A 24,415-nucleotide genomic window follows, 5' to 3' on the forward strand; every position below is an offset into this window, starting at 1 on the left:
CGATAGTGGCGGCGGCCCGCCTCACCTCGCGCCGTCGACGGCGAACGTGGCCAACGCGCCCCAATAGAGCGGGCTGGCGGTGAGGTCGCCATCACGCCAGCGTCGCATCTGCGCCCGCTGCCAGCGGTTCACGGCCCGGGCCGCCTCGTCGTCCCGGTGGGCGAGATCCACCCCGGAGACGATCTCCGCCATCGGATCCGCGGCGGCTCCGACCGGGCTGAACTGTCCGAATCCGGCAGTCGTCGGCAGCGACCACAGCGTCGCGGTCACCGTTTGCGCGCCGCCCAGGATCATCGCCGCGACCAGACCGGCGGCCTCGTCGAATCGGTAGTCGCCACCGGACGCGCACGCCAGCAACGCCACCCGGGGCGGGATCGGCAGCTGCGCTGCGATCATCTCCCCCGCGGTCAGCGGCCGGTCCTCGGCCAGATGCAGGGCCGCCCGGTCGGCGTACCCGGCGTCGCCGTCGGCGGCGCTGGCATGCCCGACGTAGAGCAGCCGGCTCGGATCCTGGGCGCACATTTCGGCCAGCCGGCGCCGGTCGGTGTCGGTGCGCCGGAACAGTTCGACCGGATCGGCGACGGCGGGCAGCACTGCGCGATCGGCGACGAGCTCACCGAAGTGCCGCGACAGCGGAGTCTGCGGTGATGGCCGGCCCAGCACCGATCCCAGGGCCGAATCCGGCCGCTGTCCCGGTATGCGCGGGTCGAGCAACAGCACGGGCGGCCGCTCGGCCCGGTCCTGCCACGCGCCGCGCCGGCGCGGCGCGTGAACGATGTTGGGCGGCACGGACATCAACACGTCGGCCAACTCCATCAACCGGAACCCGTCGCGTCCCGGCATGGCCAGCTGGCCCCACGGCACCTGCCCCAGCCGGGGGCTCGGCGTCACGAAGAGCACCGGACGTGGGGAGTCCACGCAATCGGCCAGCAGCTTCCAGCCCTCGAGGCCGAGCAGCTGCGAACCCAGCAACCGGGCCAGCTCGAGCTCAGTGTCCGGGGTGGCGAATGCTCCTGTGGTGACGGCACGTTCGATCGCCTGCGCCGCGGATTCGCCGCCGACCGGATCCGGCAGCGACGGGTCGAGCGCGGCCGCGATCGCCTCCAGTTGCGGTTCCTCGAGCACCCAGGTGAGCGACCGTTTCGGCTCGCCGACCACCCGCAGGCTCACGTACGTCGCGATACCGACATCGGCGAATCGCAGGACCAGGGTTCGGGTCACGGCCAAGTCACCCATTCCCCGCCGGGCGCGGTGACGTCACGGCCGTACCGCTGCCGGGCCAGCTCCCGGTACCGGCTCATGATCGGCCCCGAGCTCGGATCCATCCGCAGCGGCGGCAACGGTCCGAGCCTGGTCAGCGCGGCAGCGGGCCCCTCCACTGGACCGGCTGCCGCGGCCACGGCCAGTTGCGGGGCGAGTTCGGCTTCCACCGGCACCACCGCGGTCGCGGTCTCAGCCCAGTCCCCGGCCGGCTCGCCGACCTGGGTATCCGCCGACTCGGTGCTGAAAGTCCCTCGCGCGTTGTGGTATTCGATCAGTTCGCAGATCAACTCGGTGTCGTCCGATTCCCAGGCCACGGCGAACGCCCCCGCCAGCATCGGCGCCGAGACGGTACGTGCCCAGCGGGACCGCGCTCCGGCGTCGGTGATCGTGTAGCGCACCGAATCCACGGCCAGCGCGGCGGGTACCTTCAGGTCGACGGCCCGCGCCAGTTTCACCATGGCGCGCCGATATTTACGGCTCCCGGGACGGCAGTTGTACGTGCCGGACCCCGCCGCATGACGGGCCTCCACCTCTTCCCAACTCTGGCCCGGTTTACCCAGGCCGTCGAAGCCCATTCCGGCGAGTGCGTCGGCCCGCCAGATGTTGCCCAGGTGGGCATCCAACCGGGCGTACTGCAGCCAACTGTGCCGCGGTGAGCCGTCCAGCAGCGCCCTGGCCTCCTCCACCATGGCGATGGCCTCGTCGAACATGCCACGGAAAAGCGCGATCCAACTGCGCTGCAACAAGATCCGGTGCAGATGCAGGGGCCGGTCGATCTCACGCCAATGCCGCTCGGCGTATCCCCAGCATTCATCGGCCTCCCGTAACTTGCCGAGCCCCACCCGGATCAGCCCGAAGTACAGCCAACTTCGGGACACTTCGTGGGCCCGGGAGTGCTCGGCGATCACCGGGTAGGCCTCGGTCACCAGGTCCTGGGTGTCGGCGTACTCGGCCGCCGACCAGGCCCCAGCGGCTCGTTCCAGTTGGCTGCGGGCGCGGGCCAACCGCCAGCCACGAGCCTCGGCGCGGGCGCCGGCCCGCCGCAGCCACGGCTGCGCCTCGTCGAGACGGCCCGTCTCGACACAGAACCGGCCGTAGGCCAGCGCCGCGGTGACAAACAGATGATCGGCCTCGAGGGCATCGGCGCCGGGGGCAGCACGATCGTCGAGATCGGCGAGTACCTCCGCCCACACCGGCACCGACGCGGCGTAGAGGTCGTCCTCGCACAACGCGCTCGCAATCAGAATCCGGGCGTGGCAGGTCAGGTGCCGATGTTCGACCGTCAGATCGTCGAAATCCCCACCGACCTCGAGCAGGGCCTTCAGGTGTACCGCGGCGGCGTCGTGGTCGCCGCGGGCCGCGGCCAGACCGGCGTCGAGGAACTCCACCCGGCGGCGGTACCGACAGACCATGTGATCGATCTCGGAGTCGGACATCGTGGTCTCGGCGGCCAGGTCGGGCCGTTGCCCCGACCGAATCGCGACGTAGATCGCCAGGGTGTCCCGGATCCGGGAAATGCTTTCCAGCACACCGTCATAGGCGGTGCGCACCAGGAAAATCTCACCCAGCTGGGCGAACACCTCGAATGCGTAGTCGTCGCGGTCGGCCTGCTCGATCCGGGGCAACAGCGACACCAGGAGATCGTGGGCCGCTTCCTCGTCGGCGGCCAGCGCGAGGTCACGCGCCCGCCGCAGGTCCCCCTCGATCGTCACCGTTGCACCATATAGAAACGGCGGGCGCGCCCGGACGCGGTGTACTGCGCGTCGGTGGGCACGCCCGCCGCCGTCGGGACGGATCAGCTGCAGCTCACCGTGATGGTGAACGGCTTGGAGATCATCCCGGCCATCGGGTTCTTCATGTCGGCGCCCGACGCTTCACCGGTGATGGTGTAGGTGTCACCGTCCACCGCAACCTCGGCCGAGCCGACCTTGGCGCCCATCGCCTCGCTGACGGCCAGGGCGCTGCCGTCATAGACCAGGCCCAGCGATTCCACCTTCGGGGTGGCCTCGTCGGTCATCACCACGCCCAGCCCCTGCTGGCCGCCGATCGCGGCGCTCGCCACGTTGATCTTGCCGCCCTGCTTGACGCAGGTGACCGAGTTCAGGTCCAGGCCCGCCAGATCTGATCCGTCGACCTTCACCTGGGCATTGCTGCCTGAGCTGACCTTGGTGTCGGTCGCCGATGCGGCCGGCTTGTCGGCAGGTTGGCCGTCGGGCGTGTCGGCGGACGTGTCGGAGCAGCCCACGACAGCCGCGCCCACCGCGAGCAATCCGGTGGCCCCTGCGATGACTCGGTTGATCTTGTTCATTCCGGTCTTCCCCTTCGTGTACCCGTCGCCCCGATGGCTCCGTCGTGTTCCCAAGTCAAGGCGGGACGATCTGCTACCGATCCCAAGAAATGTCGGTTCCCGCAGGTAACGTGGGTTTCGTGACGAAGGACCCCACACCGCCGGACCAGCCCGAGGACATCCCCGAGAACGTCCCCGACAACATCGAGGCCACCGGTTACACCGCCGCGGGCGTGCCCACCTTCGATGCGGTCCGGGAGAAGATCGAGAACCGCTACGGCACCGCACTCGGGGCATCTGAGCTGGCCGCCGAGACTCCCGAGGGCCGCGCGGTCGAGGACGAGTACGAGAAGCGGCAGCAGGCGGCGGCCGAGCGCCTGCAGCAGATCCGCGAGTCCATGCGCGACGACGGCGACGCCTGAGCGGTGCGGACGTTCACTGTTGCCGAGCGTCGTGCTCGGCTGGCCCGGCGTCACTTCCTGAGCCGGCCGGCATCCTCAGTCGTCGCCACCACCGGCTCGTTCGTCGGACTGCATGCCACCGACCCGGCGACCCCCTACCTGTCCCTGTGGGCACGGCTGCCCGGGTTCGGCATCGAGGATCTCGACGCCGAGCTCTACCAGCAGCGCACGGTGCTCAGACACCTCGCGATGCGGCGCACCTTGTGGGTCGTGCGCGCCGAGGACTTGTCCACCGTCCAGGCCGGCGCCAGTGACCGGGTCGCCGGTAACGAGGAACGCAAACTCGTCGGCGATGTGGAGAAGGCCGGTGTGGCCGCCGACGGCACCCGATGGCTGGACACGGCATGTCAGGCGGTGCTGGCCCACCTACGCGAGCACGGACCGACCCCCGCGAGCCAGCTGCGCACCGCACTGCCCGAGCTTGCCGGCAGCTACGATCCGGCGCCCGGCAAGCGTTGGGGCGGTGAAACACCGCTCTCACCAAGGGTTTTGACGGTGCTCGGGGTGCGTGGCGAGATTGTCCGCGGGCCCAACGACGGCGCCTGGACCACCTCGCGGCCCCGCTGGACCGCCACCGCGGACTGGTTGGGCGCGCGGCCGGCGCCCGTCGCCCCGGAGCAGGCCCGCGCCCAGCTGGTGCGGACCTGGCTGCAGACGTTCGGCCCAGCCACGCTCACCGACATCAAATGGTGGTTCGGCAACACCCTGACCTGGGCCCGCCACGCGCTGCGCGATATCGGCGCGGTGGAAGTGGATCTGGCCGGCTCCCCCGGTTACGCCCTACCCGATGATCTGGAGGTGGAACCGGAACCCGAGCCCTGGGCGGCGCTGTTGCCCGGTCTGGACGTCACCACCATGGGCTGGTTCGACCGGGACTGGTATCTCGGCGAGCACCGTCGCCAGGTGTTCGACACCAACGGCAACGGCGGGCCCACGGCATGGTGGAACGGCCGGATCGTGGGCGGCTGGGGTCAGGATGCCGACGGCCGCATCGAGTTGCGTCTGCTAGAGGAGATCGGCAGCGAAGGTACCCGCGCGCTGCAGCAGCGCGCCGATGCCCTGACCGAATGGCTGACCGGAGTACGTCACAAGCCGCGGTTCCCGTCGCCGCTGTCGAAACGACGCTGACGCGCGGTGCTCAAGCGCTGACCTTGCGCCGCTTGGGTTTTGGCGCGGGCACCTCGATCAGCTCGGCCAGGAACTGGCCGGTGTAGCTGGCCGGGTTGGCCGCCACATCCTCCGGCGTGCCCTGCGCGACCACCGTGCCGCCCCCGGCACCGCCCTCGGGACCCATGTCCACGATCCAGTCCGAGGTCTTGATGACGTCGAGGTTGTGCTCGATCACGATCACCGTATTGCCTTTGTCGACAAGGCCGTTGATCACCTTGAGCAGCTTGCGGATGTCCTCGAAGTGCAGGCCGGTGGTCGGCTCGTCGAGGATGTAGACGGTGCGGCCGGTCGAACGCTTCTGCAGTTCGGCGGCCAGCTTGACGCGCTGCGCCTCACCGCCGGAGAGCGTCGGCGCCGGCTGGCCCAGCCGCACGTAACCCAGGCCGACGTCGACGAGGGTCTTGAGGTAGCGGTGGATCGAGCTGATCGGCTCGAAGAACTCGGTGGCCTCCTCGATCGACATGTCCAGCACTTCGGCGATGGTCTTGCCCTTGTAATGCACCTCAAGGGTTTCCCGGTTGTAGCGGGCGCCCTGGCACACCTCGCACGGCACATACACGTCGGGCAGGAAGTTCATCTCGATCTTGATCGTGCCGTCACCCGAGCACGCCTCACACCGGCCGCCCTTGACGTTGAACGAGAACCGGCCGGGCTGGTAGCCGCGCACCTTGGCCTCGGTGGTGGCGGCGAACAACGACCGGATTTTGTCGAACACCCCGGTATAGGTGGCCGGGTTGGACCGCGGGGTGCGGCCGATCGGGGACTGGTCGACGCGGACCAACTTGTCCAGTTGATCGAGGCCGTTGACCCGGGTGTGCCGGCCGGGCACCTGCCGGGCGCCGTTGAGTTTGTTGGCCATCACCGCGGCCAGGATGTCGTTGACCAGGGTCGACTTGCCCGACCCGGAGACGCCGGTGACCGAGGTGAGCACGCCGAGCGGGAAGGAGACGTCGATCTCCCTGAGGTTGTTCTCCCGCGCGCCGACCACGGTGACCTGACGACGCTTGTCGGTGGGCCGCCGGATCGCCGGCACCTCGATGCTCTCCTTGCCGGAAAGGTAAGCGCCGGTGATGGATTCGGGGTTGGTCAGCAGATCCTGATAGGTACCGCTGTGCACGATCCGGCCGCCGTGCTCACCGGCCGCCGGGCCGATGTCGACGACCCAGTCGGCATGCGCGATGGTGTCCAGGTCGTGCTCCACCACGATCAGGGTGTTCCCCAGATCGCGCAGCCGCACCAGGGTATCGATCAGCCTGCGGTTGTCGCGCTGGTGCAGACCGATCGACGGCTCATCGAGCACGTAGAGCACGCCGACCAGGCCGGAACCGATCTGGGTGGCCAGCCGGATGCGTTGCGCCTCACCACCGGACAGCGTCGCGGCCGCCCGGGACAGCGACAGATAGTCCAGCCCGACGTCGAGCAGGAACCCGAGCCGCGACTGGATCTCCTTGAGTACCTGTCCGGCGATGGCCTGCTCGCGCGGCCCCAGGGTCAGGGCGTTCAGGAAATCGGCACAGTCCGCGATGGACAGCTCGGCCACTTCGGCGATGGACTTCGCGCCGAACTCCCCCGCCGCCAGCGTCACCGCGAGGATCTCCGGCTTCAGCCGCGTGCCGTTGCACTCCGGGCACGGGATGTCGCGCATGAAACCCTCGTAGCGTTCCTTCATCTGCTCCGAGTCGGTCTGCTCCATGCGCCGTTGCAGGAAGGCCATCACGCCCTCGAAGTCGGCGTAGTAGGACCGGGTCCGGCCGTAGCGGTTCTTGTACCGGACGTGGACCTGGTGATCGGAGCCTTCCAGAATCGCCTTGCGCGCCTTGGCCGGAAGCTTGCGCCACGGGGTGTCGACGTCGAAGCCCATGGCATCGCCCAGCCCGGACAGCATCCGGGTGAAGTACTCGGCGCTCTGTCCGACGGCCCACGGCGCGATGGCGCCACCGGCCAGGGTCAGATCCGGGTCCGGAATGACCAGCTCGGGGTCGACCTCTTTGCGGATGCCCAGGCCTGTGCACTCCGGGCAGGCGCCATACGGCGAGTTGAACGAGAACGAGCGCGGCTCGAGATCGTCGACGGCCAGCGGGTGGCCGTTGGGGCAGGCCAGCTTCTCGGAGAAGCGTTGCTCGCGGTGCGGATGGTCGTCCTCGCGGTCGACGAACTCCAGCACCACGATGCCGTCGGCCAGGTTGAGTGCGGTCTCCACCGAATCGGTGAGCCGTTGCTTGGCGCTCGCCTTGACCGTCAGCCGGTCGACGACCACCTCGATGTCGTGTTTTTCCTGCTTCTTGAGCTTGGGCGGATCGGTCAGCGAATGCACCACGCCGTCCACCCGCACCCGGCTGTAGCCCTGGGTGTTGAGCTTCTCGAACAGGTCGACGAACTCGCCCTTGCGGGTGCGGACCACCGGGGCCAGCACCTGGAAGCGCAGACCCTCGTCCATCGCCAGCACCTGGTCCACGATCTGCTGCGGGGTCTGCCGCGCGATGCGCTCACCACACACCGGGCAGTGCGGGCTGCCGGCACGGGCGTACAGCAGGCGCAGGTAGTCGTAGACCTCGGTGATGGTACCCACGGTGGAGCGGGGGTTGCGGTTGGTCGACTTCTGGTCGATGGACACCGCAGGCGACAGACCCTCGATGAAGTCGACGTCGGGCTTGTCCATCTGGCCGAGGAACTGCCGAGCATAGGCCGACAGCGACTCGACATAGCGGCGCTGGCCCTCGGCGAAGATGGTGTCGAAGGCCAGCGAGGATTTGCCGGACCCGGACAGACCGGTGAACACGATCAGCGCATCACGCGGCAGATCGAGGTCGACTCCTCGCAGATTGTGCTCGCGGGCACCCTTGACAATCAGGCGGTCAGCCACGCGTTTCCTTTCCCACGGCAGACTTCACGCCCATGCTATGTGCGGCCACCGACAAGCCGGTTACGGTGGCGCTATGACCAGCCCTCATATCGCGGTTGACGACACCTACACCGGCCACGTGGAACCAGGGACCGCTGCCCGGCGCACCCTGCCGAAAGCTTCCGTCATCAAGGTCTCGGTCGGTCCGATGGACAACGACTGCTACCTGGTGACCTGCGCTTCCACCGGGGAAAGCGTGCTCATCGACGCGGCCAACGACGCCGAGCTGCTGCTGGATCTGATCGCACAGCACGCGCCGACGCTGTCCCTCATCGTCACCACCCACCAGCATTTCGACCATTGGCAGGCCCTGGAGGCAGTGGCCAAGACCACAGGCGCGCCGACGGCCGCGCACGCGCTGGACGCCGAACCGCTGCCGGTCACCCCCGATCGGATCCTGGCCGACGGGGACACCGTCGAGATCGGCAAGCTGCGGTTCGACGTGATCCACCTGCAGGGCCACACCGAGGGGTCGGTGGCCCTGGCGCTCACCGGCGCCGACGACGTCACGCACCTGTTCACCGGTGACTGTCTGTTTCCCGGCGGCGTGGGCAAGACCTGGAAGCCCGGCGACTTCGAACGGCTACTCGGGGATGTCAGCACCAAGGTGTTCGACATCTACGACGATCGCACCGTGGTGTACCCCGGACATGGCGACGACACCACGCTCGGCGCCGAACGTCCCCACCTGCAGGAGTGGCGCGAGCGCGGTTGGTAGTCAGCTGGTGTGGACGATGAGCACGTCGGTCTTGGACCGGCGTGCCACGTTCGCCGGCACCGAACCGAGCAGGCGCCCGGCGATGGTGCTCAGACCGACGTTGCCGACCACCAGCAGATCTGCCTTGACATCCTCGGCGAGCTCGACGAGCGCGTCGACCGGGGCGCCGACGACCGGGCGCTCTTCGATGTCCGTCGCGCCGGCGGCCTTGGCCCGGTCCGTCGCCTCGCGCAGGATGGCGTAGATCGGTGCATTGCCCGCCATCTTGTAGCCCTCATCCTTGAGCACATCAGCGGCACGCTGGTCTTCGCTCTGGGGGAAATAGGCGGTTGCCACGATCAGCTTGGCATTCGAGCCGGCGGCAATCTGACCGGCGCGGTCGACTGCACGCAACGACGAATCAGATCCGTCCGTGCCGACCACCACGGTTCGATACGCGCTCATCAATACCCTCCCACTGTCAGTTGCAACGCCACCCGAGACAGTAACCCGTTGCCTGCTGACCAGGGGCGCGAATCACGACACCCGCACGGACAACCGACAACTGAGCCTTGATCTCCGACGGCGTATACCGGCACTGATGTTAACCCTCGCGAGGGTAAATTCGGTGCCGACCGTGACGAAGGCGACGCTGCGCCGCGAATTCGCTTGCGCGCCACGTCGACGGTACGAATGCGATGAGTCTCAATCGGCGCGCCGGCGACCGAAGTACATCTCCTGGGTCGCGCTGCACACCAATTGCCCGGTGCGGTTGTACAGCGTGGCGCTGGCCAGGCCGCGGCCGTTGATGCCGCTGGGTGAAACTTGGTCTGACAACAGCCAATCCGTGAGGTCGGCGGGACGGTGAAACCAGATCGCGTGGTCGATCAGGGCCGAGAAGACACTCACCTGGGTGGCCCGTCGCATCGTCACCGTGGTCTCCAGCAAGGCGGTGCCGGTGAAGTACGTCAGCAGACAACTGTTGACGACCGGATCGTCGGTGACGACTTCTGCAGGGCGCCACCACATCCGGGTGCGCTCCGGCGGCTCGGGCAGCTCCATCGCCAGCCGCGGCGGCGGGTCGATGTAGCGACGCTCGATCCACTGCGGGCGCACCCAGAATCCGTTGGCCTCATTGGCAAATGCCCGCAGTTGCTCCTCCACCGCGGGCAGCGTGTCCGGGCCGGGCACCGCGGGCATCGACTGCTGATAGTCCGCCGCATCCATGGGCACGCTGAACGAGACGAGCGCTTCCAGCAACACCTCGTCCCCCTGGCGGCCGATGACCCGGCGGGTGGACAGCGATCCACCGTCGCGCAGCTTGTTCACCTCCATCTGCACCGGGTACCGGGCGTCACCGGCCCGCAGCAGATAAACGTGCAGGCTGTGCGGCAATCGATCGGTCGCGGTGCGACTGGCCGCCATCAGCGCCTGGGCGGCGATATGTCCGCCGACGATGTGATGGGTGGGGTTGTCCTTCTGCTCGGCGACGAAGATTCCGTCACCGGACTCGGCCAGGTCGAGCGTGGACAGGATCTCGGCAAGCTGCAGCATGGGCACCGCAGCATTATTCGATGCGGCCCGCCGGTCGTTGCGGCGGGGTTCAGGAGACCGCGGCGCGCGCCCCCGCGGCCCGTCGGCCGGCACGTTCGAACACCCACAGCCCGGCCACCGCCGCGGCCGCCGACACCGCACCGGCCACCCAGGACGCACAGTGGAACCCCGCGATGAAGGCGTCCTTGACCACCTCGTCGGCCCGGGCGCCCAGCGGCGCGGGCAGGCGGTGTGCGATCTGCACGCCTGCCATGACCGAACTCTGTGCGGCTTCTCGCACATCAGCCGTGAGCGGCGCGTCGGCAAGGTCGCGACCGACCGTCGACGAATAGACCGATGCCAGGATCGAGCCGAGCACCGCAACCCCGAGGGTGCCGCCGATCTCGCGACTGGTGTCGTTGACTGCCGCGCCCGCGCCGGCCTGACCGGCCGACAGTTCGTTGAGCACCAGCAGGGTGGCCGGGCCGGAGATCATCGCCACCCCGGCGGCCATGGTCGACATCGCCACGACGATGACGCGCCAATAAGAGGTGTCGACCCCGTATTGCACGGTCAACCAGAAGCCCACGGCCAAGACCAAAGACCCACATGCGGCGGTGCGTCCTGAACCCAGCTTGTCGGCCAGCCACATGCTCGGTCCGGCGAGCACGGCCATCACGATCGCGAACGGAAGGGTGCGAATACCGGTTTCCAGCGGCGAATAGCCCTTTACCGCCTGAAAGTACTGCGTCACCAAGAACACGAATCCCATCAGCGCAAAGAACCCGAAGGCCATCAACAGCGCAGCCGCCGCGAACCGGCGGTCGGCGAACAATCGAACGTCGAACAGCGCGTTGGGCTTCCGGTGTTCCCAGGCTGCGAAGACCGCGATGACACCGGCGCCCACGGCGATCCCGGCGATGGTGCGCAGCGAGGACCACCCGTGATTGGGGGCCTCGATCACGCTGTAGACAAACAGTGCAACACCGATCGTGGACAGCAGGACGCCACCCAGATCGAACGCTTGGGCATCGGTATTCTTGTTGGGCGGCACCAGAATCGGGATGAGGATCAACGCCAGCAGACCCGCCGGGAGATTCGCCCAGAAGATCGAGCCCCACGAAAAGTGCTCCAGTAGCCAACCTCCCAGCACTGGCCCGATGGCGGCGGCCACGCCGGCTACCGCAGCCCACAAGGCAACGGCGAGCGCACGCTCGGTGAGATCGTCGAAGATGACGACGACGATCGCCAGCGTGGCCGGGAACACCAACGCGGCGAACAGCCCGAGACCGGCGCGGGCACCGATCAATTGGCCCAGTGACCCCGACACCGCGGCGACCGCCGAAAATGCCATGAAGCCGACGACACCGACAAGCAGGATCAGCCGCCGCCCGAAGCGGTCGCCGAGATAGCCACCGGTCAGCAGCAGTCCGGCGAACACCAGGGTGTACATGTCGACCACCCACTGAAGGCCGGAGTTGTTGGCACCCAAGTCCTTTGCGATGGTCGGCAATGCCACGTTGACAATCGTGTTGTCGACGAACACCAGCAGCTCGGCCCAGCACAACGCCGCAAGGGCCAGCCAGCGCAGCCGGGTTCGAGCCCCCTCGGCAAGCGTCGGATTGTTACCGGTAACGACCATCGCGACCCCCGTTGCGATCCATAATCTGGATACACGCGTATCCAGATTTGGCACAGTATCGGCGGCCCCGGTCCGTGTCAACGGACGTCAAGTTCCAGACCGGCCGGCCATCGGCCGTGGTTCTGTCAGACTGGTGCGCGATGTCTGCCGATTCCACCGTCAACACGCGTCCCTACCGCGGAATCACCACCGATTCGCGGGTCGCCCGCCGGCGGCGGCAGCTACTCGAGGTCGGACTGGACATCCTCGGCGATCCACAGGGCGGCGGCGAGCTGACCGTTCGGGCGATCTGCGCGGGAGCACCGCTGGCACAGCGCTATTTCTACGAGAGCTTCACCGACAAGGACGAGTTTGCGGCCGCGGTCTACGACTGCGCCCTGGCCCGGGTCGTGCAGGCCGTCGAGCGGCCGTTGGCGAAGGCCCGCTACAGCGATGGCTCTCGGGTCGGCATCTCCGCACTGGTGCGTGTCCTCGCCGCCGATCGCCGTCTCGGGCAGATCTTGTTCAGCCCGCACCAGACCAACCCCGTGGTGATCGCCAAGCGGTTCGAATCGACCGCGGCTTTCGTCTCCCTGTTCACCGCGCAGGTCAGCGGCCAGTTCGGCACGAAAGACGGTAGACCTCCGCTGGCCGCACACTTCATCGTCGGCGGCGTCGCCCAGGCGATCGGCGCCTGGCTGAACGCCGACGTGCGTATAGCCAAGGCCGCGCTCATCGACGAACTCGTCGGGTTCCTCGATCGACATGGAGTCGGTCACACTCCAGGGCGGTAACGATCGCCGCCTCCGCTACCCTGACGAAGTTAACGAGGATTCGGGGGGGTTGGTAATGCGCGCGATCCAAATATGCGCAGTCGCCGCGGCGGTCAGTGTGGCCGCTGCCGCCATCGGGACAGTGGTCGGGCCGGCGGCGGCCTGGGCGCGGGGGGAACAGACCGGGATGTGCACGATGTTGCTGGACGGCGACTCGCTGGACTGCGACTGGGGCGCGTCGGGCAACCAGGTCTGGTTGAGCATCGAGAACGACACCGAACACGACATCCGTTGCGTGGCCGAGGCCACCTTCGAGATCATGTGGGACGACGCCTCGGCGGATGTTCGCAAAGGCGACACCGCGAAGTTGGTGCTCCAGCGCGATCCGGAGGACACCGAATGGTACAAAGTCACCTGCTCCACCCAAGGCGGCAAGGTCGAAGATTCCAGATCGTTCTCGGTCTGGTCGGATTGACCTGGCCGGCACGGCAATTCGTCGTTTGACGGGCGCTTTGCCGAGGTATCGCGATGGGGCGGCACCCCTGACCGTGGTCAAAGATGCCGCCCCACCGGCGTCTTTCTCATCGAGCGAGTGACGGGATTCGAACCCGTGTAAACGGCTTTGCAGGCCGGTTCCTAGCCACTCAGACACACCCGCATCGAGATACACAGTGCCAGTGATGCGGGTGTGGCCCAAGTGTTTCGATCTCGGTGATTGCATGGGCATGGATCGCCACGAGTGTGCGCACACTGCGGATATTTTGCGGCGCGTCGGGGGCAGACGCGCACGCTCGCGAGGCTGGACGGCGCTACCGGGCAGAGCGGGTCGAGGCCACCGCGCCGAAGGCGGCAAGCACGGCGAAGACGCCGAACAGCCACCGCGCGGCCACCGCATCGCCGGAGCCCACCACGTTGACGACGACGCCGGCCAGGCCCGCTCCGAACGCCCCGCAGATCAGCTGCACGGTGTTGATCGCCGCCGCCGCGGCCGGCCCTTCGGCCGGGTCGTCGACGCTGCCCATCGCCCACGCGGACAGATGCGGCCAGGCGATACCGATACCGGCGCCGGTGACCACCAGCGCCAGCGCCCAACCCACCACCGACCACGGCGCCATGCCATCGCGGATCAACACAGCGCCGGTGCCCAGCCCGGCCGCCATCACGATCGGGGCGAATGCCACGGTGCGCGTGATCACCCGTCGCCGCTGCAGCGAGGCACTGACGAACTCCCCCGCCGTCCAGCCGACGGACAACACCGCGCCGAAGAAGCCGGCCAGCACCGGCGTCAAATGTCCGAGCCGCTGCCCGAACAACGGCACGTACATGTCGACCATGGTGGCGGCCATCAACACCCCGAGGGTCAGATAGATCCACTTGAGTGGACCCGCACCGAATGTGCTGGGCGGCAACACCGATGCCACGGCCCGGCGATCGACCGCCACGAATCCCGCCACCAGCGCCACGCCGAGCCCGAGCAGCGCCACCGTGGCGCGCCAGTCGTGCGGAATGCCCGCCACGCTGACCGCCATCGCCGCGGACCCCAACACGGCCAGCGACCGCACCGGAATGCCCGGCGCCGGAGCCGACGACGCACCCCGCGCCGGCAGGGCCACGGGCACCAGTGCGGCCATCGCCACCGTCAGCACGACCAACCCGCCGAAAGCCCACCGCCAGTGCCCCACCTGCGCGAACAACCCGCCCGCCGCGGGGCCGATCACGGTTCCGACACCCCACATCGCCGAGACAAGTGCAGATGCCTTGATCCACAACGTGTTCGGAAGCGCGGTATTGATGACGGCATAGCCCAGACCGGCCAGCAACCCACCGGCGAAGCCCTGCACCGTGCGCGCGACGAGCAGGACCTCCATGCTCGGCGCCAGCGCACACCCCAGGCTGCCCACACCGAACACCGTGAGCCCCAACAGGTATGCCCGGCGCGGCCCCAGCCGCATCAGCGTCGAATGCACCGTGGTGGCGGCGATCACCGACGACACCAGGTACACCGTCGTGACCCAGGCGTAGAACCGTTGGCCACCGATCTCGGGAACCGCACTCGGTAGCAGGCTGATGGTGAGGAACTCGTTGGTGGCATACAGCAGCACACCGCCGGCGAGCACGGTGGAGGCACCTAGATGACGGGCGCCCAACAGTTGGCGCCAGGTCCCGGTATCGGTGGTCACGGTGTCGGTCACGCTGACGACGCTAGAAGCTGAACGGCGGTTGAGGTCAACACCGGCTCACTTCAAGCCGGCCGCGTCCATCCCCCGCAACTCCTTCTTCAGGTCGGCGATCTCATCACGGATCCGCGCGGCCAGCTCGAACTGCAGATCGCGGGCGGCGGTCATCATCTGTTCGGTCAAATCCTTGATCAGATCCGCCAATTCGGCCCGCGGCATGTTCGTGGTGTCGCGGCCCTCGATGATGCCGGCACTGACCGCCCGGCCCGGCTCGCCCTGTGCGCGCCGGCCCCGCGATGCGTTGCGCCCCGAACCACCGATTTGAACGGCATCGGTGGCTTCCGTATCTGCGGCCTCGCGGTACACCTGGTCGAGGATGTCGGCGATCTTCTTGCGCAGCGGCTGGGGATCGATCCCGTTGGCCTCGTTGAAGGCGATCTGTTTGGCCCGGCGGCGTTCGGTCTCGTCGATCGCCTGGCGCATCGAATCGGTGATCTTGTCGGCGTACATGTGCACTTCGCCGGACACGTTGCGGGCCGCGCGGCCGATGGTCTGGATCAGGCTGCGCGTGGAGCGCAGGAAACCTTCCTTGTCGGCGTCGAGGATTGCCACCAGCGACACCTCGGGAAGGTCCAGACCCTCGCGCAGCAGGTTGATGCCGACCAGCACGTCGTACTCCCCCAGACGCAGCTGGCGCAGCAGCTCGACCCGGCGCAGGGTGTCGACCTCCGAGTGCAGGTATCGGACCTTGATGCCGAGCTCGAGCAGGTAATCGGTGAGGTCCTCGGCCATCTTCTTGGTCAGCGTGGTGACCAGCACCCGCTCGTCCCGTTCGGTGCGGGCGCGGATCTCACCGATCAGATCGTCGATCTGCCCCTTGGTCGGCTTCACCACCACCTTGGGGTCGACCAGACCGGTCGGGCGGATGACCTGCTCGACGAACTCACCACCGGCCTGGCTGAGCTCGAAGTCGCCCGGGGTGGCCGACAGATACACCGTCTGCCCGATCCGGTCGGCGAACTCCTCCCAGGTCAGCGGCCGGTTGTCGACCGCCGAGGGCAGCCGAAACCCGAAGTCCACCAGGTTGCGCTTGCGCGACATGTCCCCCTCGTACATGCCGCCGATCTGCGGCACCGTGACGTGGGATTCGTCGATGACGAGCAGGAAATCCTCGGGGAAATAGTCCAGCAGGGTGGCCGGCGCCGAGCCGGCCGGGCGGCCGTCGATGTGGCGCGAGTAGTTCTCGATGCCTGAGCAGAAGCCGACCTGCTTCATCATCTCGACGTCGTAGTTGGTGCGCATCCGCAGCCGCTGGGCCTCCAGCAGCTTGCCCTGCCCCTCCAGCTCGGCCAGACGCTGCTCCAGCTCTTCCTCAATCGTCGAGATGGCGTGCGCCATCCGCTCCGGGCCCGCCACATAGTGGGTGGCCGGGAAGATCCGCAGCGAATCCACCTGACGGACGATGTCCCCGGTCAGCGGATGCAGATAGTAGAGCGCCTCGATCTCGTCGCCGAAGAACTCGATCCGCACCGCGAGCTCCTCATACGACGGGATGATCTCCACGGTGTCGCCGCGGACCCGGAAAGTGCCCCGGGTGAACGCCATGTCGTTGCGGGTGTACTGGACATCCACCAGCAGCCGCAGCAACCCGTCGCGCGGCACCTCCTGGCCGACCTCCAGCTCCACCGACCGGTCCAGATAGGACTGCGGGGTGCCCAGGCCGTAGATGCACGACACCGAGGCCACCACGACCACGTCGCGCCGGGACAGCAGCGACGAGGTCGCCGAATGGCGCAGCCGCTCGACATCGTCGTTGATCGAGCTGTCCTTCTCGATGTAGGTGTCCGTCTGGGCGATGTAGGCCTCGGGCTGGTAGTAGTCGTAGTACGACACGAAGTACTCGACGGCGTTGTGCGGCAACATCTCCCGCAGTTCGTTGGCCAGCTGCGCGGCCAGGGTCTTGTTGGGCGCCATCACCAGGGTGGGCCGCTGCAGCCGCTCGATCAGCCACGCCGTGGTGGCCGACTTGCCGGTGCCGGTGGCACCGAGCAGCACCACGTCACGTTCGCCGCCCTTGATCCGGCGTTCCAGCTCGTCGATCGCCGCCGGCTGGTCACCGGCCGGGTCATACTCACTGACCACCTCGAACCGGGCACCGGACCGGACGATTTCGTCGACAGCCCGATACTCCGAATGCGCCAGCACGGGATGTTCGGTCGCAAAGGCCATGCTCACCAGCGTAGAACTGTCCACCGACAACTTCCGGTCCTGTTCGCTGCACGCGTAGGCTGACCCACATCCACCCGCCCAAACACGAGACATTCGACCTGGTCGCTCGCACGAACACCGATCCCAAAGGCATCGTGCGGGCGGTTGACGTCTACACCGTCGAACCCTGGGGCCTGTACATGGCCCGTCCGACCCCGGGTCGGGCGCAATTCCACTACCTGGAATCCTGGCTGCTGCCGACGCTGGGTTTGCGGGCCAGCGTGTTCCACTTCAACCCCGGCCATGAGCGGGATCAGGACTTCTACCTCGACGTGGGCCACTACACCGCCGGCCCCGCCAGGTGGCACTCCGAGGACCACTACCTGGACCTGGTGTTGCGCACCGGCCGCGAGGTCGAGCTGTGTGACGTCGACGAGCTGCTCACCGCGGTCCGGCACGGCCTGCTGGCCCCAGAGGTCGGTGAGCGGGCCGTGCAAACCGCCGCCACCGCGATCGCCGGCCTGGCCGGCTGCGGGTATCGGCTGGATCGGTGGCTGGCCGGCCACGGCATGGCCCTGACTTGGCGAGAGACGTAGCGAGGGGCGTAAGGTCAAGATTCATGAGCTCAGCTAAGTACGCCTGGGGAGCGGCTGCCGCGCTGGCCGGACTGCTCGCTGGCGCGCTGGCGATTCCCGCCGCAGCCCAGGCCGATCCGGACCCGACACCGCAGGTCGAGCCACCACCTGGACAACAGCTTCACAACGTCACCTACCGCGCCCGCATCGATGGCGTCTCGCGCAACGCGACCATCGCGTACAAGATCGACGACGACAACATCAACACCGCCGACCCGTCGATGCTGCCCGGCCGCATTTTCGAAGCCACCGGTGTGGTGTCCGACCCCCAGGCCGCCGGGATGGCGGTCCGGATCGACTGGCCGTATTCGGCGAACCTGCACTGCGAGATCCTGGTGGACGATCAGATGGTGGCCCAGGCCGACACCTTCGTCGCGCCGCGGCTGACCCGCCCGAAGGACGATCCCAACTACGGCAGCCTGCCCTGCGGCGCCAACCTGAACACCTCGCTGCCGGCTTCGGTGATCAACCCGGCCATCGACGCCGACCAACCCGTCCCCGCCGAGCCCGGCGCCGAACCCGCCCCGGAAGCCCCACCGATCGCCTGAGCGTCAGCGTTTGAGCCAGGACTCGACCGTGTGCCGAGTGTCGTTGATGTGGGCCTCCATCTGCGCGGCAGCCAGTTCGGGGTCACGGTTCTCGATCGCCGCGAGGATCGACTCGTGGTAGTCGTTGGCATTGGGTTCCAGGCGGCCGAAGATCGCCCCCACCGGGGCCCACATCCGCCTGCGGGCATCGGCGACGGCGTCGAGCAGCCGATCGTTCTGCGCCGCCTGGGCGATGCCCAGGTGAAACGCCGAGTCCAGGGTCTGGAACTCGGCGGTGTGCTGCGCCGACGGATCGGCCATCCCGATCCGCTGCGCCGCGTCCATATCGGCCAGCAGACTCCGCAATTCGGTCAGATCAGTGGCCCGGCGTCGCTCGGCCGCCAACCGGACCGCGCCGGTTTCGACGACGACACGGTAATCGAAGGCATCCCGGATCTCACGCTTGTTGCGGCGCAGTTCCCGACGCATCTCGGCCGGGTCATACTGCGGTGCCTGCACGGTGAACCCGCCGCCCCGCCCGCGCCGTACCGTGATGAGCCCGTCGCCCTCCAAGATCGCCACCGCGGTGCGCACGGTGGTCCGGGACACATCGAGCAGGTCGGAGAGCTCACGTTCGGTGGGCAGTCGATCGCCGGGCCGGAACTGCCCCAGCTCCAGGGCCCGCCGCATCTGGTCGACCACCAGCTCATGTGCCGCGATCTGCCGAACCGGAACCAACGCCGGTCTGGATGTTGACATTCGTCCCCCCTTCGGACGTCCCAAACGCTACCGCACAGCCGGACGCCCCCACGCGCTCGACCACCGACCGCACCGGCCGTGCGAAACCTGGTGCAGCCCAGCGCCGCCGGCCTACCTCAGGGCCGCCAACCGGTCGTTTCCGCCCACTGCGCGGCCCGCCGATAAGCGTCCAGGAACCACGGCTCCTTGGCCACGGTGTAGTCGGGTGACTTCACCGCGGCGTGCTTGGCCGCCAGATAATCGGCCCGCACACCCGGGTTCGCCCGCAGCCAGTCGACGAACATCAGGGCGAACCGCTGGTTGGGCCGGCCGTCCACCCGGATGTGCACGTTGGTCGGCCGGCCCGGATCGGCCGAGGCGTGGAACCGCTTCTGCCACACCGCCGGATCGTCGGTGTGCGGGGTATCGGCGGTGATGCCGGCGACCACGGGATAGCCGGCGGCCAACAACGCGTCGGCGAGTTCGTCGGCGACAGCCAAGGACTCGACCGTCACCTGCACGTCGATGACGTCCTTGGCGTCCATCCCGGGCACCGCCGTCGAACCGATGTGGTCGATGCGCACCGCCCGGTGCCCGCACGCGGTGTTCAACCGCGCCACGATGCGGCGAGCCTGCTCCGGCCACGTCGCGTCGTAGGGCACCACGACCGGGTCGGACTGCGCCGGTCGCCGGATCTGCAGATTGTGCGCGAACGGCAGGATCCGCTCGTGCCACAGGGCCCGGGCGGCTTCGACCACCGCGCCCGGGCTCCCCGAATTGTCCAGCCACACATCGGCGACCGCGCGGCGCTGCTCCTCGGTGGCCTGCGCGGCGATGCGGGCCCGGGCGTCCTCCTCGGTGAACCCGCGGTACTCGATCAGCCGCTTGACCCGGATCTCCGGGTCCGCGTTGACCACGATGACCAACGGGAACATCGGCGCCATCTGGGATTCCACCAGCAGCGGGATGTCCTCGACGATGACGGCGTCCTCGTGCGCCGCCGCAATGAGCTCCGAGCGCCGATGCGCCACCAGCGGATGCACGATGCCGTTGAGGGTCGCGCGTTTCTCGTCGTCACTGAAGGCCACCGCAGCCAGCGCCGGCCGGTTCAGCGCCCCCTCGGGCAGCAGGATCTGATCCCCGAACGCCTCGACGAGCTTGGCCAGCCCCTCGGTCCCCGGCTCGACGACTTCCCGCGCGATGACATCACCGTCGACGATGATGCCGCCGAGCTCACTGAATGTCGCCGACACTGTTGACTTTCCGGCGCCGATACCGCCGGTTAACCCGATGCGAAGCACGCCCAACAGTGTGTCAGGCCCCCGGAACCACGAACGCCCCGACCCAAAGGGCCGGGGCGTTCGTCGTTGCGCTGTTTAGGCGTTGCCTGCGAGCTTCTCCCGCAGCGCCGCCAGCTGTGCATCGCTGGCGAGCGTGCCGCCACCGCCGGACTCCTCCGACCGCGACGACCCGTTGGACACCGGACGGGCAGCTTCCTCGGCCTCGGCCGCGGCGAACTTCTCCATCTGCGTGGTGTGCATCTTGTGCCGGCGCTCGGCCTCGGCGTACCGGGCCTCCCACTCTTCACGCTGCTTGTCGAAGCCTTCGAGCCATTCGTTGGTCTCGGCGTCGAAGCCCTCGGGGAAGATGTAGTTGCCCTGCTCGTCGTAGCTGTCGGCCATGCCGTACTTCGACGGGTCGAACTCCTCGGTGTAGTCCTCGTTGGCCTGCTTGAGGCTCAGCGAGATCCGGCGACGCTCCAGGTCGATGTCGATGACCTTGACCATCGCGTCGTCGCCCACGGTGACCACCTGGTCCGGGACCTCGACGTGGCGCTCGGACAGCTCCGAGATGTGCACCAGACCCTCGATGCCCTCCTCGACGCGGACGAACGCACCGAACGGCACCAGCTTGGTGACCTTGCCCGGCACGATCTGGCCGATGGCGTGGGTGCGGGCGAAGTGGCGCCACGGATCTTCCTGAGTCGCCTTGAGCGACAGCGACACCCGCTCGCGATCCATGTCGACGTCGAGCACCTCGACGGTGACCTCGTCGCCCACCTGAACCACCTCGGACGGGTGATCGATGTGCTTCCAGGACAGCTCGGAGACGTGCACCAGGCCGTCGACGCCGCCGAGATCGACGAAGGCGCCGAAGTTGACGATCGAGGAGACGACACCCTTGCGGATGGCGCCCTTCTGCAGCTGGTTGAGGAACTCGCTGCGCACCTCGGACTGGGTCTGCTCCAGCCAGGCGCGACGGGACAGCACCACGTTGTTGCGGTTCTTGTCCAGCTCGATGATCTTGGCCTCGATCTCCTTGCCGATGTACGGCTGCAGATCGCGGACACGGCGCATCTCGACCAGCGATGCGGGCAGGAAGCCACGCAGACCGATGTCGAGGATCAGGCCGCCCTTGACGACCTCGATGACGGTGCCCTTGACGGCCTCGTCCTTCTCCTTGAGTTCCTCGATCGTGCCCCAGGCCCGCTCGTACTGAGCGCGCTTCTTGGACAGGATCAGACGGCCTTCCTTGTCCTCCTTGGTGAGAACGAGGGCCTCGACCTCATCGCCCACGGAAACGACCTCGTTGGGGTCGACGTCGTGCTTGATGGAGAGTTCACGGGAAGGAATGACACCTTCGGTCTTGTAACCGATGTCGAGCAGGACCTCGTCACGGTCAACCTTGACGATGGTTCCCTCGACGATGTCGCCATCGTTGAAGTATTTGATGGTTTTGTCGATGGCGGCGAGAAAGTCCTCAGCCGAGCCGATGTCGTTGACGGCTACTTGCGGCGAGGTGACGGAGGGACTTGGCATGTGGTGGGTTGCTCCGGACAGGTTTACTCGTAGGGACAGATAGATTGCGGTATTGCTCATCCGTGACGTGTCGAGCTGCGTGCACAGATACGTAACGAGGGTACTCGACCAGGCACACGCAGGACAAACCGCCTCCCCCGAGCGTCGCACCGCTACGCTTCTGCGGGTGGCGTACTCCCCGACCCCCGGCCCACCTCCCGGACCGTGGTTTCCGATGACCGCACCACTGCCCAGGCCGGTCCGCAAGGTCGGTGCACCGTTGGCCGCGATCATCGCCTGCGGCGTCGTCATCGGCGCCCTGGTGCTGCTGTTCACCGCACTCAACCCGGTCGGCGCGATCATCGGCTTCACGCTGTCCAGCATCGTGATGACCGGGGCGTTGTTCGCCTACCTGTGGCTGGACCGCTGGGAACCCGAGCCGCCCCGGCTGTTGCTGCTGGCCTTCGGCTGGGGCGCGGCGGTGGCCATCGTGCTGTCGCTCGTGCTGAGCCTGTTCACCGACGCCCTGCTGGCCCCCGGTGTCGACGGGGCCACCAGCTTCGCCTCCGTCGCGATCCGTGCGCCGTTCATCGAGGAGGCGGCCAAGGGGCTGTTCCTGCTGATCATGATGACCGGGCGGCGCCGCAACGAGCTCAACTCGCTGACCGACTGCCTGGTCTACGCCGGTCTGGTCGGCCTGGGTTTCGCCTGGCTGGAAGACATCATGTACATCGCCAGCGCCGACTCCCTGGCCGGATCGCTGCTCACCGCGGCGATGCGGCTGATCATGGCGCCGTTCGCGCACTCCCTGTTCACCACGATGACGGCCATCGGGGTGTACTTCGCGCTGCAACGGCGCAGCGGCCTCGGCAAGGCGCTGTGCATCCTGCTCGGCTACCTGGGCGCGGTGCTGATGCACGGCCTGTGGAACGGCTCGTCGCTGGTGGGCGCCGGCACCTACTTCGTCGTGTACCTGTTCTGGATGGTGCCGATGTTCATCACGATGATCGTGGTGGCCGTCCTCAGCCGTCGCCGCGAACAGCACGTGGTCGCCGCCAAACTGCCCGGCATGGTCGCCGCCGGCCTCATCACCCACAACGAGGCCACCTGGCTCGGTTCCCTGCGCACCCGTCACGACGCCGTCAGGCAGGCCACCCTGGCCGGTGGGCGCCCCGCCGGCCGGGCGGTCGCGGCCTTCGCCGCCGCGGTCGTCGAACTGGCCTTCGTCCGTGACCGCATCGACCGCGGGTTCGGCGACGCCCAGACGTACGCGCTGCAGCAGGAGGAGGTGTACGCCGTGGCCGCCGCCCGCTCGGCCGCCCCGATCCTGCACTGGATGGCCCACTACCAGGCACCCGTGCGCTACTGAACCGGGTCCGGTCGGCCATCGCCCAGCGCTCGACGTGTCGCGCGGCGCTTGACCAGCTGCCAGATCACCAGACCGGCCTGCAGCCCCAGCGCCACCGAGATCATCGAGATGACCGTCGCGGGGAACGCCGAATCGCCGTCCGCGCCGAACAGCTCCGTCACCCCGATCAGGCCCATCGAGCCCGGCACCAACAGCCAGAAGCCGGGCAGGATCAAGGTGATCGCCGGGGGCGCGCCGGACCGGCGGGAGATCGTCAGCGCGGCCACGGTGAGCACCAGCCCGCCGCAGAACCCGCTGGCGTAGCTGCCCAGGGTCATGTCGCCGACGAACTGCGCGGTGAAGGCGGTGTACGTGATCAGCACCAGCCAGGGCAGAAAGGACAGCGGTGGGGCCAGGAAGAGCATCACGCCGACCGAATACACCGCGACTCCCAGCCAGGGTGCCCACGGCCCGATCTTGTTGATGGCCTCGGGGCTGAGCTGACTCCCGTCCGTACCGAGCACCTGGGTGGCGATCAGGATGCCGAACGCCAGCTGGGCGATTTGCATGAAGCCCGCGATCAACCGGCTGGACCCGGAGATCACGTCGCGCGCGGTCAACTCGACCACCGACAGCGTGATCGCCGCGCCCGGCAGGAACATCGCCAGCGGCGGGATCAGTGCACGCAGGCTCACATGGTCGAAGCCCAGGCGATGAGCGCCGGCGATGCAGATCACCGATACGGCAAACGCGCTGACCGCCGGCACCAGATGCTGCAGTAGCCCGACCCGGCGCCCGGCTTCGCAGAAAACCCCCACCATGAACCCCAGCACCGTGGCCACCAGGAGGTTCAGCGGCGAAGGCTCCAACACCAGCGCCAGGCCGGCGCTCTGAACCCCGTAGCCGAGCACCGTGACCCAACTGGGAAACCGGGCGGGCGCCTGCAGGATGCGGTCCAGCCGAGCCTCACCCTCGACCGGTCGCACCCGACCCGTCATCGCATCGGATACCAGCCGCGCCAACGGGAATGTCTGATCGAACCGCAGGTCATCTTTGACGTGAGCGGCCTTCACCGGGGTACCCGACTCCGTGATGGGCCCGATCACCTGCACGTGGTTGGGAAAAGCCACGTAATCGCTGGGCACCCCGTACGCGGCGGACGCGCGTTCCACCATCTGACGGACGAGAGTGACCGGATAGTTGGCGGCGCCCATCGTCGCACCCAACCGGGCGAGAAAACGGATCTGCTGGTGCGTCGCCGTCTCGGTCATGATGAG

At 67.8% G+C, this 24,415-nt stretch carries 21 protein-coding genes and 1 tRNA gene; 8 read left to right on the plus strand and 14 right to left on the minus strand.

From position 1 onward, the window contains the following. Positions 1–21: 21 nt before the first annotated feature. From FR943_RS16225 to FR943_RS16235, 3 genes are all read right to left on the minus strand, one after another. The gene (locus tag FR943_RS16225; protein ID WP_217159004.1) at positions 22–1,236 is read right to left on the minus strand and encodes a CHAT domain-containing protein; all 1,215 of its coding nucleotides are present in this window, start codon (positions 1,234–1,236) and stop codon (positions 22–24) included. Further along, on the minus strand, positions 1,218–2,975 hold the full coding sequence (locus tag FR943_RS16230) for a hypothetical protein (RefSeq protein WP_217159006.1): 1,758 nt from the start codon (positions 2,973–2,975) through the stop codon (positions 1,218–1,220). The genes FR943_RS16225 and FR943_RS16230 overlap by 19 nt, the downstream gene beginning before the upstream one ends. Before the next feature lie 83 nt (positions 2,976–3,058). Continuing rightward, on the minus strand, positions 3,059–3,562 hold the full coding sequence (locus FR943_RS16235; protein WP_217159684.1) for a lipoprotein LpqH: 504 nt from the start codon (positions 3,560–3,562) through the stop codon (positions 3,059–3,061). Between the two features lie 98 nt (positions 3,563–3,660). Here FR943_RS16235 and FR943_RS16240 point away from each other — a divergent pair, with 98 nt between their 5' ends. Beyond that, positions 3,661–3,972, plus strand: coding sequence for a hypothetical protein (locus FR943_RS16240; protein WP_218045808.1), 312 nt, complete (start codon positions 3,661–3,663; stop codon positions 3,970–3,972). 3 nt (positions 3,973–3,975) lie between these two features. Next, complete coding sequence (locus FR943_RS16245; protein ID WP_217159008.1) at positions 3,976–5,139, plus strand: winged helix DNA-binding domain-containing protein; 1,164 nt, start codon at positions 3,976–3,978, stop codon at positions 5,137–5,139. 10 nt (positions 5,140–5,149) lie between these two features. Here FR943_RS16245 and uvrA read toward each other — a convergent pair whose 3' ends face one another. Beyond that, a complete protein-coding gene (gene uvrA / locus FR943_RS16250; RefSeq protein ID WP_217159010.1) occupies positions 5,150–8,044 on the minus strand; it encodes an excinuclease ABC subunit UvrA in 2,895 nt (964 codons plus the stop codon). A 73-nt stretch (positions 8,045–8,117) separates the two neighbouring features. Between uvrA and FR943_RS16255 the strand changes: the two genes are divergently transcribed. After that, a complete protein-coding gene (locus FR943_RS16255; protein WP_217159011.1) occupies positions 8,118–8,801 on the plus strand; it encodes an MBL fold metallo-hydrolase in 684 nt (227 codons plus the stop codon). On the opposite strand, the gene FR943_RS16260 is transcribed toward FR943_RS16255, so the two are convergent. The 3 genes from FR943_RS16260 to FR943_RS16270 form a co-directional block, all read right to left on the minus strand. Next, positions 8,802–9,245, minus strand: coding sequence for a universal stress protein (locus FR943_RS16260; RefSeq protein ID WP_003884746.1), 444 nt, complete (start codon positions 9,243–9,245; stop codon positions 8,802–8,804). A gap of 240 nt (positions 9,246–9,485) precedes the next feature. Next, a complete protein-coding gene (locus FR943_RS16265; protein WP_217159686.1) occupies positions 9,486–10,334 on the minus strand; it encodes an acyl-CoA thioesterase in 849 nt (282 codons plus the stop codon). A gap of 49 nt (positions 10,335–10,383) precedes the next feature. Beyond that, on the minus strand, positions 10,384–11,955 hold the full coding sequence (locus FR943_RS16270) for a DHA2 family efflux MFS transporter permease subunit (RefSeq protein ID WP_217159013.1): 1,572 nt from the start codon (positions 11,953–11,955) through the stop codon (positions 10,384–10,386). A 140-nt stretch (positions 11,956–12,095) separates the two neighbouring features. On the opposite strand from FR943_RS16270, the gene FR943_RS16275 reads away from it, so the two are divergent. Next, positions 12,096–12,728 carry a TetR/AcrR family transcriptional regulator gene (locus FR943_RS16275; protein WP_217159015.1) on the plus strand — a complete coding sequence of 211 codons (633 nt, stop codon included), beginning with the start codon at positions 12,096–12,098 and terminating at the stop codon, positions 12,726–12,728. 55 nt (positions 12,729–12,783) lie between these two features. Further along, positions 12,784–13,182, plus strand: a complete 399-nt coding sequence (locus FR943_RS16280) for a hypothetical protein (protein WP_217159017.1) — start codon at positions 12,784–12,786, stop codon at positions 13,180–13,182. A 112-nt stretch (positions 13,183–13,294) separates the two neighbouring features. Here FR943_RS16280 and FR943_RS16285 read toward each other — a convergent pair. From FR943_RS16285 to uvrB, 3 genes are all read right to left on the minus strand, one after another. Beyond that, positions 13,295–13,365: transfer RNA gene (locus FR943_RS16285), tRNA-Cys, on the minus strand. A gap of 151 nt (positions 13,366–13,516) precedes the next feature. Then, positions 13,517–14,899: an MFS transporter gene (locus FR943_RS16290; RefSeq protein WP_217159019.1), complete on the minus strand. Its 1,383-nt coding sequence runs from the start codon at positions 14,897–14,899 to the stop codon at positions 13,517–13,519. A gap of 45 nt (positions 14,900–14,944) precedes the next feature. Further along, positions 14,945–17,113: an excinuclease ABC subunit UvrB gene (gene uvrB, locus FR943_RS16295; RefSeq protein ID WP_217159021.1), complete on the minus strand. Its 2,169-nt coding sequence runs from the start codon at positions 17,111–17,113 to the stop codon at positions 14,945–14,947. A gap of 68 nt (positions 17,114–17,181) precedes the next feature. Here uvrB and FR943_RS16300 point away from each other — a divergent pair, with 68 nt between their 5' ends. Together FR943_RS16300 and FR943_RS16305 are read left to right on the plus strand one after the other, a co-directional pair. Continuing rightward, the gene (locus tag FR943_RS16300) at positions 17,182–17,688 is read left to right on the plus strand and encodes a ribonuclease FAU-1 family protein (protein ID WP_217159687.1); all 507 of its coding nucleotides are present in this window, start codon (positions 17,182–17,184) and stop codon (positions 17,686–17,688) included. Between the two features lie 23 nt (positions 17,689–17,711). Continuing rightward, entirely contained in the window at positions 17,712–18,275 is a 564-nt protein-coding gene (locus FR943_RS16305; RefSeq protein WP_217159023.1) for a hypothetical protein, read from the plus strand. 3 nt (positions 18,276–18,278) lie between these two features. On the opposite strand, the gene FR943_RS16310 is transcribed toward FR943_RS16305, so the two are convergent. The 3 genes from FR943_RS16310 to rpsA all read right to left on the minus strand — a co-directional run bounded on the left by FR943_RS16310 (position 18,279) and on the right by rpsA (position 21,811). Next, the gene (locus tag FR943_RS16310) at positions 18,279–19,013 is read right to left on the minus strand and encodes a FadR/GntR family transcriptional regulator (RefSeq protein WP_217159025.1); all 735 of its coding nucleotides are present in this window, start codon (positions 19,011–19,013) and stop codon (positions 18,279–18,281) included. Between the two features lie 116 nt (positions 19,014–19,129). After that, a complete protein-coding gene (gene coaE, locus FR943_RS16315) occupies positions 19,130–20,293 on the minus strand; it encodes a dephospho-CoA kinase (RefSeq protein ID WP_217159027.1) in 1,164 nt (387 codons plus the stop codon). Positions 20,294–20,368: 75 nt separating this feature from the next. Beyond that, positions 20,369–21,811, minus strand: a complete 1,443-nt coding sequence (gene rpsA / locus FR943_RS16320; protein ID WP_217159029.1) for a 30S ribosomal protein S1 — start codon at positions 21,809–21,811, stop codon at positions 20,369–20,371. 214 nt (positions 21,812–22,025) lie between these two features. Between rpsA and FR943_RS16325 the strand changes: the two genes are divergently transcribed. After that, the gene (locus tag FR943_RS16325; RefSeq protein WP_218045810.1) at positions 22,026–23,159 is read left to right on the plus strand and encodes a PrsW family intramembrane metalloprotease; all 1,134 of its coding nucleotides are present in this window, start codon (positions 22,026–22,028) and stop codon (positions 23,157–23,159) included. Here FR943_RS16325 and FR943_RS16330 read toward each other — a convergent pair. Beyond that, complete coding sequence (locus FR943_RS16330; RefSeq protein ID WP_217159033.1) at positions 23,153–24,409, minus strand: threonine/serine exporter family protein; 1,257 nt, start codon at positions 24,407–24,409, stop codon at positions 23,153–23,155. The two genes, FR943_RS16325 and FR943_RS16330, sit on opposite strands and share 7 nt — an antisense overlap. Positions 24,410–24,415 lie beyond the last annotated feature (6 nt).

Origin of the sequence: [Mycobacterium] fortunisiensis (assembly GCF_019050325.1) — a bacterium.
Lineage (GTDB): Bacteria > Actinomycetota > Actinomycetes > Mycobacteriales > Mycobacteriaceae > Mycobacterium > Mycobacterium fortunisiensis.

Coding starts and splice junctions, on each gene's coding strand:
- FR943_RS16310 (WP_217159025.1), bottom strand. CDS start 19,013: ATGTCAACATCCAGACCGGCGTTGGTTCCGGTTCGGCAGATCGCGGCA.
- FR943_RS16255 (WP_217159011.1), top strand. CDS start 8,118: ATGACCAGCCCTCATATCGCGGTTGACGACACCTACACCGGCCACGTG.
- FR943_RS16270 (WP_217159013.1), bottom strand. CDS start 11,955: ATGGTCGTTACCGGTAACAATCCGACGCTTGCCGAGGGGGCTCGAACC.
- FR943_RS16280 (WP_217159017.1), top strand. CDS start 12,784: ATGCGCGCGATCCAAATATGCGCAGTCGCCGCGGCGGTCAGTGTGGCC.
- FR943_RS16225 (WP_217159004.1), bottom strand. CDS start 1,236: ATGGGTGACTTGGCCGTGACCCGAACCCTGGTCCTGCGATTCGCCGAT.
- FR943_RS16240 (WP_218045808.1), top strand. CDS start 3,661: ATGTCGGTTCCCGCAGGTAACGTGGGTTTCGTGACGAAGGACCCCACA.
- FR943_RS16305 (WP_217159023.1), top strand. CDS start 17,712: ATGAGCTCAGCTAAGTACGCCTGGGGAGCGGCTGCCGCGCTGGCCGGA.
- FR943_RS16330 (WP_217159033.1), bottom strand. CDS start 24,409: ATGACCGAGACGGCGACGCACCAGCAGATCCGTTTTCTCGCCCGGTTG.
- FR943_RS16325 (WP_218045810.1), top strand. CDS start 22,026: ATGACCGCACCACTGCCCAGGCCGGTCCGCAAGGTCGGTGCACCGTTG.
- uvrB (WP_217159021.1), bottom strand. CDS start 17,113: ATGGCCTTTGCGACCGAACATCCCGTGCTGGCGCATTCGGAGTATCGG.
- FR943_RS16260 (WP_003884746.1), bottom strand. CDS start 9,245: ATGAGCGCGTATCGAACCGTGGTGGTCGGCACGGACGGATCTGATTCG.
- FR943_RS16275 (WP_217159015.1), top strand. CDS start 12,096: ATGTCTGCCGATTCCACCGTCAACACGCGTCCCTACCGCGGAATCACC.
- FR943_RS16265 (WP_217159686.1), bottom strand. CDS start 10,334: ATGCTGCAGCTTGCCGAGATCCTGTCCACGCTCGACCTGGCCGAGTCC.
- rpsA (WP_217159029.1), bottom strand. CDS start 21,811: ATGCCAAGTCCCTCCGTCACCTCGCCGCAAGTAGCCGTCAACGACATC.